This is a genomic window from Enterococcus sp. DIV0703, assembly GCF_051711065.1.
GTDB lineage: Bacteria > Bacillota > Bacilli > Lactobacillales > Enterococcaceae > Enterococcus_B > Enterococcus_B hirae.
On record NZ_JBIOLX010000001.1, the window covers coordinates 2,290,830 to 2,304,057 of the forward strand.

Here is a 13,228-nt window from a genome sequence, read left to right on the forward strand (position 1 = left end):
TTTCTAGTTGTAAATAAAAGGACTTAAGCAAGTTCCCTCTCTTAAGTCCTTTTACATGACTATTAAATTAACGCGCTTCTTGTTTTTTCTTGTAATAATACACTGGGATACCTAGTAATGTGACAACGATCCCGATCATTGCCAAAGCTGTTTGAGTAAATAAAGTCATCCCTAAAATAAAGACAGCGCCAAAGATTGCAATCAATGGAATCACGGGATACAAAGGTACTTTGTATGGTCTTGGTAAGTCTGGTTGTTTTTTTCTTAAAACAAATACACCAATAAATATCAATAAGCTAAACAGCCACATAACAAAAATTAGCATATCAGTTAAAAAGTCGAATGAACCTAAACTCATCATAATGCACGCAATCACTAATTGAAAAAGTGCTGGAACATATGGCACTGTGAATTTTTTTGATAATTTCGTTAACTGTTTACTAAAAGGTAACTCACCTTCCAAAGCCATCGCATAAGGAATACGGATTCCGGTCAACGTGTACCCATTCAGTGCCCCATAAACAGAAATCAAGATACCGATCGTCACGATCTTTCCACCGATATTTCCAAAAATAACCGCTGATGCATCAGATGCTGCATTAAGGTTACCTGCAATCTGATCAATTGGCAGAGTTTTTAAGAAAACAAAGTTGATCAATAAGTAAACCACTGTTACAAAACTTAACCCTAAAATAATTGCTTTAGGTAAATCTTTTTCGGGACGTTTCATTTCCCCCGCCATTGCGCCGACACCAAGCCAGCCATCATAAGCGAATAAAGTTGCTAGTAAAGCACTACTTAAGCCTTCTGCAAACGACACATCTTTCCCTGCTTCAAATGGGAATAGTTGGATCGTTCCACTACCTGGTGTCAACAGTCCCCAAATAACGATGACAGCTAATGGAATCAATTTGATAATCAGTGTCGCAGACTGGACAGTCGTACCCACTTTTGTTCCTAGTAAATTCAAACCAGTAACAGAAATAGCAGTAATAATCGCAATTAATAGAAGATAATCCGTAGATATTTGTAATAAGTTCGTCATTTGTGTCGCAAAAATAATCGAAAGTGCCGCAATATTCGCTGGAAAATAAATCAAGCTTTGGGACCAACCCAGTAAAAAGCTCGGTAATTTTCCATAAGCGGCTTCAATATATTTGACTGCACCACCCGTTTCTGGGATCGCAGTTGCCAACTCAGCTACCGTTAGACCAGCACAGATCGTTAAAAATCCTCCTAATAGCCATGCCAATAAGGTCAAACTAGTCGATTGTGTACTTGCCGTAACAGCCGCTGTTTTAAAGAAAACTCCTGCCCCAATTACAGTTCCCATAACAGTTGCTAATGCGCCAAATAAGTTGATCTCTCGTTTTAACTTGCCTTTCATTCACATTCCCCTTTTCCCCGCAGTTTTTAATATAATTTTCAGTATAACGGAGAATATTTTGTTTTACCATCATTTTTTTCAGTAAATTTATTGAAAGATACCACCTTAGACCTATGAATCCTCCATTCACCTCAATTATAATTAATGTAGGTTAGATAAAGGAGGACCAATTATGGAATTTAATCGTTCTTACCCAAAACTGGCATCTTTCCTAAAGGATCATTTTGCCATTTCCAGAAAATCACAACAACAATCACTTTGGCATTGGTTCATACTGATTTTGTTCGGGACATTCATTCTTGCTACTTTCACTCAACAGTTGCTTTTGTTGTTTAGCTTGATTCTGCTCGTTGCACTGATCAAAGGTTCCGGAATGATTCTATGGGGAGCCATTTATGCTTTTTTAATCAGCCTTTTTCCTCCTCTAGGTATCATTTTATCTGCGCTTTTCTTTCTATTGAATCTCAGTACTTTCACCAAAAATTGGCGAGTCACTTTAGTTGCTGGTTTCTTTTATTTTTACCCTGCAACGATCATGTCGTTAAGAACGCTCTCACATCTCGATAATCCTTGGTTCCTTTATAGCAGTTTATTCGCTGGGTTAGTGCTACTCCATTTGATGTTGCAAAAACTTTACCAACGCTATGGGATTGGCCGAACGATTTTTTGGTACATTGTATCGATACCTTTTACTCTTTTAAGTTTCTTGTTACCAACTCGTTTAAAAGAGCGATTCAAAAAAATACCCTCAAAAAAATAGTGTCAATTTGTATAGCGACCACCTAAAGTTAGATTTTTTGCTCTAACTTTAGGTGGTCGCTTTAATGTATCTATTCCAGGCAAAACATACTAAGATTAATATTTACGTTTGTTACATTTAATAAACTGATGGGATGCTATTTACACAGTAAACTCATCATACTCTAAAAAATAGGAATTCTTAAATTTGTTGTGAAAGAGAAATCATCTCAATTAACCCTTGCGCAGCTTCACTGCCTTTATTCCCTGCTTTCGTCCCTGCTCGTTCAATTGCTTGTTCAATGGATTCCGTGGTTAATACCCCGAACATCACTGGAATATTGGACTCCAGGTTAATATGTGCGACTCCTTTGGCTACCTCATTGGAAACCAATTCATAATGAGTAGTTGCACCTCTGATAACTGTCCCCAACGTAATCAACCCATCGTAACTGTCCTTTTTGCTGAGCTTTTTGGTAATAAAAGGAATTTCAAAAGCTCCTGGTACCCAATAAATATCAATTTGTTCTTCTTTCACACCGTGCCTTTTTAAATTATCCAATGCTCCTTGTAATAATTTTTGATTGATAAATTCATTAAAACGCGCGACTACAATTCCGATTCGAAGATCCTTTGGAGAATAATTTCCTTCAAAAATTGTCATTTTCTTGCTCCTTTATTTTTATACTGATAAGTAATGGTGAAACTTATCTTTTTTTGTTTTTAAATAGGCTTGGTTTTCCTTTTTCGGAACGGTTTCAATTGGTACCCTATCGACAATCGTAATTCCATCTTGTTGTAACTCTATTACTTTATCGGGATTGTTTGTAAGTAAACGAATGGACGTTACACCAATTGATTTTAAAATTTCTGCTGCAAAGTGATAATCCCGTTCATCCGGAGCAAAACCCAATTCAGTATTTGCTTCATAAGTATCCAATCCTTTTTCCTGCAATTGATACGCTTTTAACTTATTCCTCAATCCGATTCCGCGGCCTTCTTGACGAAGATAAAGAATAGCTCCAGTCCCCTCTTCCTCGATCATTCTCATCGCTTCATGTAACTGTTCCCCACAATCGCAACGCTGAGACCCGAAGACATCACCAGTTAGACATTCCGAATGAACTCGGACTAATGTAGGAAACTGACTATTTTGAATATCTCCCTTTGTTAACAATAGATGCTCCCGTTTTTCTTCGTCTTCATAAATAGTCAATTTGAAATCACCATAATCTGTCGGTAAATTTACGGTTATATGACTATTTTCTTCTAAATAATTTGCCAACTCTTCAATCGTAATTAAGGGTAATTGCCATTCTTCAGATAAACGGGTCAAATCTTTCATTCTTGCCATCGTTCCATCTTCTTTCAGAATCTCACAGATATAAGCAGCCTCTACACTATTAGCTAATTTGGCTAAATCAATTGCAGCTTCGGTGTGTCCTCGACGTATAAGCGTTCCGCCATCTACACTAATCAAAGGAAAAATATGTCCTGGTCTAAGAAAATCACTTGATTTCGAATGAGGATCAGCCAATGCTTTAATGGAAGTAGCTCGATCAAATACTGAAATACCAGTCTTCGTATGTTTATGATCCACACTAATCGTAAAAGCTGTACCAAACGCATCAGTATTATGAGTTGTCATTTCTCCTAAAGATAAGCGTTGCGCAATCTTCTTCGATATTGGCGCACAGATTAATCCTCGACCAAATTTGGTCATGAAATTTACTGCCTCAGGTGTCACATATTCGGCTAAACCAACCAAATCTCCTTCTGATTCTCTATCTTCATCATCAGCTACAATGATTAGACCACCCTTTTTCAAAGTCTTGATTGCTTCAGTAATATTACTCATAGTAAGTCCTTCTCCTTGTACATTTCAAATTTATTTCTCTGTGCCTTTACATATTTCCCAACGATATCCGTTTCTATATTCACAAGATGTCCTACACCTAAATTCCCCAGATTTGTTAAGGATTTAGAATGTGGAATCAGACTAACTGAAAAGCTTGCTGCTGTAGTATCCGTAACTGTTAAACTTACTCCATTAATTGCAATTGATCCTTGCGGAATGATTTCACCTGCATATTTGGTTGGATAAGCAAACGTCAAAATTAATGCGTTTTGATTCTCTATTTTTTTGATCAATCTTGTAACAGTATCAATATGTCCCGAAACAAAATGTCCTTCAAAGCGTTGCGTCATCAAAACTGCTCGTTCTAGATTTACCCTCTCTCCAACTTTTACGGTGGAGAAAGTAGTCCGTTTAAAAGTTTCAGGCATTATTTCAGCTTTAAAAAATGTGCTTGAAACCTCAATAGCAGTTAAACACACGCCATTGACTGCCATGCTATCTCCAATTTTGTAATCACTTAGTATACTGTTTGAAGCTTGGAAAGTGAGTTGGATCATTTGTTGGTTTCGTCTAATTTCTTTGACTTTTCCTTGCTCGGCGATTAATCCTGTGAACATTGCTTTCGTTTCCCCCTAACTCGAATGTCTTTTCCAAGCTGTTCAACTTCCAAAAATACTAATTGTTGTTCTTTAGAAACTAAACGTTCACTATGAAAGGACATCGGACTGTTTCCACCAAAAAGTTTGGGCGCAATATAACTGATGACTTCATCCCAGAGATTTTCTGCTAAAAAAGCATCATGAATTTTCGCTCCACCTTCTATATACAGCGACTGAACACCTCTTTTTCTCATGGTCTCAATAAAGAAGGTAAAAGAAAACTTAGGCGTATAAAAAATAGTTACATGGGGAAACAGTTCCTTTAGCTTAGGGTTTTCCGTAAATATCCAGACTGGATTTGTTGTCGTTTGAAAAAGATTGAGTTTAGGATTTTTAAGAATCCGCCCTCTACGATCCAAAACAATGCGCACTGGTGGAAAGTTAGTTACGATATCAGGCAACAAAATAGGGTTATCAACTAGAACGGTTTCGCTTCCCACTACGATTCCTTGATGTTCTCCTCGCTCTTTCCGTACTCTTGAGATTGCCTCTGTACCTGTTATTGAGTACCGCGAACCTTCCTTTAAAGAAATCTTTCCATCTAGTGTAATAGCTTGTTTTAATGTGATATAGGGACGATCCCTTTCAAAAAAATGGTTATAAAAAGGGTTCAGTGCTCTACATTTCTCTTCTTCCACACCTACAATTACTTTGATTCCATGCTTTTGTAGAAATTTTTTACCTTTTCCTGCTACTAAAGGATTTGGGTCAAGCTGACCTATGACTACCGTTGAGATACCAGACTGAATAATAGCTTGCGTACAAGGCGGCTGTTTCCCTTGGTGGTTACAAGGTTCTAAGGTAACATATAGAGTTGAATTAAACAGTTCTTCGGGGGAATCACAATTTTGAATAGCATTTACTTCAGCGTGGGACTCGCCATATTGTAAATGAGCACCTAGTGAGAGTAGCTTTCCTTCTTTTACAATCGCTGCTCCAACTAATGGATTGGTAAAGGTATTTCCCTTTCCTTTTTTTGCCTCTTCAATCGCAGCCATCATGAACGACTGGTGCATATCAATTCCCCCTTTCAACAAAAAAAGCCCTGCGAAATTAATCACAGGGCATAACTAAATAAACCTAAAGATAATCGATTTTAATACAAATAAAACCGATCTTCAGTCGATTTTTCTTCTCCCATCCAGACTTTAACTGTCGGTGCCAGATTCTCACTGGCTCAACCACAAAAATGTGGGTCACGGACTTCGAGTAAACTCGTCACCGTCGGTCGGGAATTACACCCTGCCCCGAAGAAATATTCAATTCGTTTAGAGTATATTCTTAAAACTTAATTGTGTCAACCTAAAAAATAGAGAGAAAATGGCGTATGGACGTCCTCGTTTATTTAATGCTAATCATATGATTAGAACAAGTATTACATATTTATAAAATAGTCTCCTAAAAATTGATTCATTTTACCTAAATATCAGCTTCGTTATTTTTCGTCTTTTAAAATCGTTTGCAAACGCTTGGTTATCTCGATTGTATGAAGTCACAATCTGTGACATCATGATAATAGTCATATTCCACAATTTCTGACTAATTGTACCTCTTTTTATGTTTAAATATAATTAAAAAGGAAAAAGAAATATAGGAGGTTTTTATGGAATTTGGAAAACTGTTAAAACAAGAAAGGAAGAAAATGAATTTGACCCAAGCGGATTTGGCTGAACAGTTAAATGTAAGTCGTTCAGCGATTTCAAATTGGGGAATTGGTAGAAATTATCCCGATATTCAAACAATTATTGATATATCTAATGTTTTAGGTGTATCTCTTGATTATCTTTTGAATGAAGATCAAAAAATAATGGAAGCCGTGGATAATGATTTAACAAAGAAAAAAAGATAAAAAAGATCTCTGTTATTTTGGCTGGATTACTATTAGTGGCTATTGGGACTATCATTTTTCTTTTATATCCAAAAAAACCTACGATAATTTTTGTTAAGGATGTTCTTCCAAAAAATTCTGAAATTTTCACCTTAAAGAAACATGAAATAAAGGAAGTTTTTCTTGAAGACCATCAATTAAAAATTATTTTACATATCACAGGAAATGAAGCTGGGTATTATGTAGAAAGTGGTGCTGACGAAATGACAGTTAGCCTCTATAAAACAAAAAATAAATCTTTGAAATCAAATAAACTTATCCCATACGATGGAGTGTTTACTATCGATTTAATCGAATACCCTCGCTTAAAAAATATTTATATCGCTTATTCTCCTAATTAATTTATTATTAATTTCGTCAGTTTAAAATCAAGTTAATAAGTCCTAATTTTGATAAATACTGTCAATAGTCATTCAAAAATGTCGGTGTGTCCAAAACGACATTTTTGAATGACTATCGGCAATCTCATCTTTCAACTCCCACAATTTTAAAAATATAAAATTTTTTTCTTCTGCTTGATTGCTTACCCTATTTAAACATTCAGTTTTTCCAGATCCCCAAGTTCCATTTAAAAAAAATGTCTTTTTTGCTTTAATTAATTTTGAAAACATTTTTACTGCTTCTGTAGTATCAATTCTTTCTAACTCTATTTGCTTTATGACAATCCCCTCCTAAGAAATAAATTTCCCAAGTGTATCTTTTTTAATATATTTCAGTTCATTAGAATTATATATAGTAAAAATAGTTTGCGATTCACATAGCTGCCAAATAAGAATTTAGCACAATTTGGTACTAATACTAACTAGCAATTTATTTCCTATTGCTCAACTTAGTTATGGTACTATACGTTCTAAAGTTACATTATTTATCAGCTTAATCTCTTCGTTTCTCAATTTTCAATTTTAATCATGCTTTTCATTAGGTGCTCAATTTCGTTGACTGTATCTGTAAATGAAATGGATTTCGCAAACGTGTTAACTGAACGATATTTTTCCCACTGTTCTTCCAAATAGTCGTTTCCTCTGATCTTTTCCATTTCTCTTTCATAATAAAAAGACAAAGATTCGGTATCTCCACGTTTTGTGAATGTATTTCGAACACTTTTATATAACTCTTTCGTATCAATATTTTCTAATTTTGGTATGGTAAATAAGTCATAGTAATCTTTTACTCTCGAATTATCTGTACCAAAGCTGAACGTAGCACTTAGCTTTTCTGCAATAATTTGTTCTGTTGGATAAGCTGGAATCTCCACTTTTTTATCTTCAAACATTAATTGGTGATAGTGTGTATCTACTTCAGGATAAATAGAATCTCCTGTTGTCACGTCCATTTTAAACGGCACACGCACTTTCTCTAAATTAGCCACCAATTTAATTTGAAATCCAGGATAAAAATCGGCTTCTCTTGTTTCCTTCATTCCTTGAATAGAGAAAACAATACCTTCTTTCGTGGGCTTCCTAATCAAATCATTAAAAATATTCTTCAATTTTTCTTCAGTTAATTTGCTATTTCTAAATGTCGTGTCGATATCAATTGTTGTCCTTCTATCGATTCCATATTTTGATCCTAATAAAAAGCCACCTTTCAAAATGAAGTCATTTTTGTACTTTGATTCAGAAATTTGTTCAATTAAACGATCCATCATAAAATGCCGTTGTACTAACTGTGCATTTAGCCCTGTACTCTTTGCTAAATTTCTGGTTTTTGATGCAAATTGTGTCGGTGTCATCTTTTCCCTCCATTAATATAAGCTTTGCATGTGGTATTTCATTTCTTTTTCTACATGTAGTTTTGTCATATAATCTCTTAATTTGCTCGGATCTCTCAATGGATCTTCCATGTACTCTTTTAATGCTGCTAATTTCATTTCGTATTCAATTTCATATCTCGGATTCCAAATATCACAAAGTGTACGCTCTTTATCATACATAGTAATAGGATTCCCTTGGAAGGAAGTTCCCTCTACTTTTCCTAGCTCATAAACTTCTTTCTTCACGAAATGAAATTGTAACTGCTGCTCTTTTGTAATTGAACGATCAACATTGTATCCATGGGGAAAAGTTAAATGAATGAATTTCGGCATATTCGTAGAAAGCTGGTAAATATCTAAAGTCGTTTCATGAGAAAAGATTCCCCTGGAAAATCGTTGCTGAAGCCAAAATAAATCATCTATTCCATGACCATCCTCTACATAATAACCACGATCAACTTTGATCAAATTTCCTTGGTTCACCAATCTTTGTACAGTGGTTGCTGCGATTCCAAATTTTCTGGCTTCCTTCATAGATAAATTTCCATCGCGAATAGCCAACAATTCTTTCAATTTATCTTGCATTTACTTACCTCTTCTTTCGTTACAAATACACTACTTAAATTATATCATGGTAGTTTAATTGTAACAAGATGAACTTTGATGTCGATGAAATTCGCCAACATCTTTTTTATGATGTAAAAGGGTAAAAAAGACACCTGGAATCCTTTAGAATTAATTTGACGAATCAATTCATAGGAGGACTCAAAATGTCTTATACTCAGCTTATCGAAGGACTTTAAATATTCTAAACCTAATTATCTATTTTGAGGAAAATAATTTAACCCAAAAAAATATAATGGCAAATTTAATTGATTGGCAAAGATACTCTTCAATACACGCCCGAAGAATATCCACATTGTTATTTGTCGTCTCCTCTAGGATCATTTATTAGAAGGACAATTATTGCGACGATTTATGATTCGTCCTATTAAAACCAACCAAATAAAAAAGACAGAAAGAAGTATTTCTTCTTTCTGTCCAAATTATTCTAAGATTATTCTTTACCAACATCATTTGACTACACTACTTTTTATGATGATTGGCTCACCATTCACGCTTACTGATTATTGACCTAAATCATATGGATGTTCATCTTACCCAATTTCTGAACCATTTGGCATTGATTTTGGCGCTTCGACTACTTGTAACGTGCCATCTGGTGCTTCTGCAGAAAGAATCATCCCTTGACTGATTTGTCCACGCATCTTACGTGGTTTCAAATTCGCTACGATCACTAGTTTTTTGCCGATCAATTCACTTGGATCAGGATAAAATTCAGCGATACCTGATAAAATTTGGCGGTCTTGGTTATCTCCCGCATCTAAACGGAATTGCAATAGCTTATCTGCTCCTTCAACTTTTTGACAGTTGATGACTTCAGCTACTTTTAATTCCACTTTTTCAAATACATCAAATTTGATTTGTTTGTCTTTAGTTGAAACAAGCTCAGTTTCTTCGGGGTCCCATTTCACTGATTCTTCATTCGTTTGTGTTCCTTCAGACATTTTCGCTTGGATATAGCTGATTTCTTCTTCCATGTCCAACCGTGGGAAAATTGGTGTACCTTTAGCAACCACTTTTGTTCCAGAAGGAAATTCGCCAAAGTGCAAGCCTTGAAGATTCATCGTTTCTGGGTCTAGTCCTAATTGATTAAAGATTTTAATTGGCGTTTCTGTCATGATCGGTTGCAATAAGATCGCAGTGATCCGTAATGATTCTGCTAGATGGATCATTACACTCGCTAATTCTTTTTTCTTGTCCTCGTCTTTGACTAAAACCCATGGCTCTGTTTCATCGATATATTTATTTGCACGAGAAATCAAGACCCAAATTTCAGCTAATGCCGTATTGAACTCCATTTTTTCCATCGCATCATGATATCGCCCGACGACATTTGCAGCTGTTGTTGATAATTCACTATCAAAAGGCGTCACTAAAGAAGCATAGTCAGGAACGATCCCATCACAATATTTATTGATCATTGCAACGGTACGATTCAATAGGTTTCCAAGATCGTTCGCCAAGTCATAGTTGACCCGAGAAACAAAATCTTCTGGTGTAAATACGCCATCTGAACCAAATGGAACAGCACGAAGTAAATAGTAACGCAGCGCATCGAGACCATAACGTTCAACTAGCATCTCTGGATAAACAACGTTTCCTTTTGACTTAGACATTTTTCCGTCTTTCATCAACAACCAACCGTGACCAAAGACTTTTTTCGGTAACGGTAAATCTAATGCCATCAACATGATCGGCCAATAGATCGTATGGAAACGGACAATTTCTTTTCCAACCATATGGACATCTGCCGGCCAATATTTTTGGAATAAGCTATCATCATCAGAGCCGTAACCTAATGCAGTAATATAGTTGGATAACGCATCGATCCAAACATAAACGACATGTTTAGGGTCGTCTTTCACAGGGATCCCCCAACTAAATGTCGTTCTGGAAACAGCAAGATCTTCTAACCCTGGTTTGATAAAGTTATTGATCATTTCTTTCTTACGAGATTCTGGTTGGATAAATTCAGGATGCTCTTGGTAATACTCTAAAAGACGATCAGCATATTTGCTCATACGGAAGAAATAAGATTCTTCTTTGACTAATTCGACTTCATGCCCACTTGGAGCTTTCCCACCGATTACATTTCCTTCTTCGTCTTTATAAACTTCTGCTAATTGTGTTTCAGTGAAAAATTCTTCATCCGAAACAGAATACCAGCCTTCATATTCGCCAAGATAAATATCGCCTTGTTCAACTAGACGATCAAAGATTTTTTGAACAGCCGCTTTATGATAATCATCCGTTGTTCGAATGAATTTGTCATAACTGATATCCAGCGTTTTCCAAAGTTTTTTCACATCCGCAGCCATCTTATCGACATAGGCTTGTGGTTCAACACCTAATTCTGCTGCTTTTTTTTCTATTTTTTGACCGTGTTCATCCACCCCAGTTAGATAAAACACATCAAAGCCCATCAATCGCTTATAACGTGCAACTGCATCACAGGCAATCGTTGTATACGAATTACCAATATGCAGTTTGCCACTTGGATAATAGATTGGCGTCGTAATATAAAAAGTTTCCTTTTCTGCCATGGGGCTCTTCCTCCTTTATCGCATGATGCGAATTCATTTCCTTGCTAGTATACCATAAATCAAAAAGACTGCGACGATTTTTTCGCTACCCTCTAACAAATGCCTTTCCTCTTTATTATTTTCCTAGTAAAACATGCTATAATAATTAATAGTGTGTGAGAAGAAACCTTGGAATCAGTAAGTTTCGTTTTTAGTAAGCAGCATGTTTACATGTAGGTTATCTCTCACAATGTCACGGAATCTTGTAGCAGTTCTGTTGTTTTATTTTGATGAAACATGGTTTCGACTTAGTAGCTGCTTATAGGAAGAATACATCGTTCTCCCTTCTAAATAAACCTTTTTATAACAACCCAAAAGCAAGTGGATCTGAACTCGGTTGTTTATGTTTACGACTAATAGACATTCCATTGTCCAAGAAAGGCTGAAATTTTATGCAAAAAAAACATCTTTATTTTACAATCAGTATTGCACTGCTTTCAGTGTTACACTGGCTGTTCAGCTATTTTTATATACGATTATATGGTTATTTTAACCTCCAAGGAAGCTTGAATCAGTTTCTTTTATTTACCCAAGTTTTTCGTTTTGTTCTCAATTTTTATATCATTTTTTGTGGGTATGTAACGCTTCGTGAAGAAAATAGAAAACTGTTACTGATCTATTTACTTTTCTTCTTGTTCAATTTACTCCTACCGTTTTTATTCCCTATCTAAGTATAGAAGTCTTTCTCCAAGGAAAACTTTGGTTTTTTTTTGGAGTCTGCTAAAATAAGATAAAAGTATATTTAAACAAGAACGTCATCAGGAGGTTAAAAGATGAAACAATTTGCTTCTAAAGAAGAGGAAAAGTTATATTATGAACATGAAGCAAGTGAAGCTGATTTTCTTGACTGGTATCAAAAGCAAGAACGCCCAGAATATGACAAACCTTCTTTGACTGTTGATATCGTGTTGATGTGTTACAACAAGGAAGAAGACCAGTTAAAAATTTTACTGATCCAAAGAAAAGGGCATCCCTACCGAAATTCATGGGCTTTACCAGGTGGTTTTGTCCAAAAGAATGAATCCACTGGTGAAAGTGTCTTACGTGAAACCAAAGAGGAAACGGGTGTCGTGATTTCTCAGGAAAATATTGAGCAGCTACACACCTTCAGCACACCGAACCGAGACCCTCGAGGCTGGGTCGTAACTGTCAGTTACTTGGCTTTTATTGGTGAAGAACCGTTGATTGCTGGTGACGATGCAGAAGAAGTCCGATGGTTTACCTTGACACGCCAAGGAAACAAAATCCATCTAACGAGTGATGAAGTTGCTATTTCTTTAGATTTACTGACAAGTGAATCTTCTGGCAAAGATACTTTAGCATTTGACCATAGTGAGATCATTACGAAAGCATTTAATCGAGTGACAAATAAAATGGAACATGAACCACAAGTCTTACAAGTATTAGGTAAAGATTTTACGATCACAGAAGCCCGAAAAGTATTTGCAAAATTTTTAGGGATCGATTTTAAAATGATTGATCATTCAAATTTCAAAAAAGCGATGCTGCAATACTTTGATGAAATTGGTGAACGACCAGTAGGAATTGGTCGTCCATCCAAGATTTATCAGTTGAAGCCTGGAAACTATGAATAAGGTGAAGATTTCAGAAAGCTGAAATACCAAAGATTTTTATTCGATTTTTCTGCAATCAGCAAATACCTGATCAGTCACCCATTAATGACCATCTGATGGATAAATACTTCTCATAAATAAGCCGAAGAATTACACAAAAGCAAT

14 protein-coding genes and 1 riboswitch are annotated in these 13,228 nt (G+C 35.7%); of the genes, 5 read left to right on the top strand and 9 right to left on the bottom strand.

Annotation, left to right across the window (positions count from 1 at the left end; all coding sequences use genetic code 11):
* Window positions 1-67 precede the first annotated feature (67 nt).
* Window positions 68-1,387, bottom strand: coding sequence for an APC family permease (locus tag IGK81_RS10495; protein WP_034700612.1), 1,320 nt, complete (start codon window positions 1,385-1,387; stop codon window positions 68-70).
* Window positions 1,388-1,559: 172 nt separating this feature from the next.
* On the opposite strand from IGK81_RS10495, the gene IGK81_RS10500 reads away from it, so the two are divergent.
* Window positions 1,560-2,147 (top strand): hypothetical protein, encoded by a 588-nt coding sequence (locus IGK81_RS10500; RefSeq protein WP_034700613.1) that lies wholly within the window; start codon window positions 1,560-1,562, stop codon window positions 2,145-2,147.
* 180 nt (window positions 2,148-2,327) lie between these two features.
* Here the strand turns inward: IGK81_RS10500 and ribH are convergent, their stop codons facing one another.
* From ribH to ribD, 4 genes are read right to left on the bottom strand one after another with little or no spacing between them, the layout of a single operon-like run.
* Window positions 2,328-2,789, bottom strand: a complete 462-nt coding sequence (gene ribH / locus IGK81_RS10505) for a 6,7-dimethyl-8-ribityllumazine synthase (protein WP_010720773.1) — start codon at window positions 2,787-2,789, stop codon at window positions 2,328-2,330.
* Window positions 2,790-2,807: 18 nt separating this feature from the next.
* The gene (locus IGK81_RS10510) at window positions 2,808-3,983 is read right to left on the bottom strand and encodes a bifunctional 3,4-dihydroxy-2-butanone-4-phosphate synthase/GTP cyclohydrolase II (RefSeq protein ID WP_034700614.1); all 1,176 of its coding nucleotides are present in this window, start codon (window positions 3,981-3,983) and stop codon (window positions 2,808-2,810) included.
* Entirely contained in the window at window positions 3,980-4,600 is a 621-nt protein-coding gene (gene ribE, locus IGK81_RS10515; protein ID WP_034700616.1) for a riboflavin synthase, read from the bottom strand. The genes IGK81_RS10510 and ribE overlap by 4 nt, the downstream gene beginning before the upstream one ends.
* On the bottom strand, window positions 4,585-5,658 hold the full coding sequence (gene ribD / locus IGK81_RS10520; RefSeq protein ID WP_034700618.1) for a bifunctional diaminohydroxyphosphoribosylaminopyrimidine deaminase/5-amino-6-(5-phosphoribosylamino)uracil reductase RibD: 1,074 nt from the start codon (window positions 5,656-5,658) through the stop codon (window positions 4,585-4,587). Before ribD ends, ribE begins: the two co-directional genes overlap by 16 nt.
* A 109-nt stretch (window positions 5,659-5,767) precedes the next feature.
* Window positions 5,768-5,901: riboswitch (FMN riboswitch) on the bottom strand.
* A gap of 344 nt (window positions 5,902-6,245) precedes the next feature.
* On the opposite strand from ribD, the gene IGK81_RS10525 reads away from it, so the two are divergent.
* The gene (locus IGK81_RS10525) at window positions 6,246-6,491 is read left to right on the top strand and encodes a helix-turn-helix domain-containing protein (protein ID WP_051641784.1); all 246 of its coding nucleotides are present in this window, start codon (window positions 6,246-6,248) and stop codon (window positions 6,489-6,491) included.
* 35 nt (window positions 6,492-6,526) lie between these two features.
* Window positions 6,527-6,871, top strand: a complete 345-nt coding sequence (locus IGK81_RS10530; RefSeq protein ID WP_034700619.1) for a hypothetical protein — start codon at window positions 6,527-6,529, stop codon at window positions 6,869-6,871.
* A 72-nt stretch (window positions 6,872-6,943) separates the two neighbouring features.
* Here IGK81_RS10530 and IGK81_RS10535 read toward each other — a convergent pair whose 3' ends face one another.
* The 4 genes from IGK81_RS10535 to metG form a co-directional block, all read right to left on the bottom strand.
* Window positions 6,944-7,141 (bottom strand): P-loop NTPase fold protein, encoded by a 198-nt coding sequence (locus tag IGK81_RS10535; RefSeq protein WP_034700621.1) that lies wholly within the window; start codon window positions 7,139-7,141, stop codon window positions 6,944-6,946.
* A 278-nt stretch (window positions 7,142-7,419) separates the two neighbouring features.
* Window positions 7,420-8,262: a nucleotidyl transferase AbiEii/AbiGii toxin family protein gene (locus IGK81_RS10540; protein ID WP_034700623.1), complete on the bottom strand. Its 843-nt coding sequence runs from the start codon at window positions 8,260-8,262 to the stop codon at window positions 7,420-7,422.
* A 12-nt stretch (window positions 8,263-8,274) separates the two neighbouring features.
* Window positions 8,275-8,868 (bottom strand): type IV toxin-antitoxin system AbiEi family antitoxin domain-containing protein, encoded by a 594-nt coding sequence (locus IGK81_RS10545; protein WP_034700624.1) that lies wholly within the window; start codon window positions 8,866-8,868, stop codon window positions 8,275-8,277.
* 572 nt (window positions 8,869-9,440) lie between these two features.
* Window positions 9,441-11,450, bottom strand: coding sequence for a methionine--tRNA ligase (gene metG, locus IGK81_RS10550; RefSeq protein WP_010720780.1), 2,010 nt, complete (start codon window positions 11,448-11,450; stop codon window positions 9,441-9,443).
* Window positions 11,451-11,881: 431 nt separating this feature from the next.
* Here metG and IGK81_RS10555 point away from each other — a divergent pair, with 431 nt between their 5' ends.
* Together IGK81_RS10555 and IGK81_RS10560 are read left to right on the top strand one after the other, a co-directional pair.
* A complete protein-coding gene (locus tag IGK81_RS10555; protein WP_010720781.1) occupies window positions 11,882-12,160 on the top strand; it encodes a hypothetical protein in 279 nt (92 codons plus the stop codon).
* A 102-nt stretch (window positions 12,161-12,262) separates the two neighbouring features.
* Entirely contained in the window at window positions 12,263-13,084 is an 822-nt protein-coding gene (locus IGK81_RS10560; RefSeq protein WP_010737158.1) for an NUDIX domain-containing protein, read from the top strand.
* Window positions 13,085-13,228: the final 144 nt, after the last annotated feature.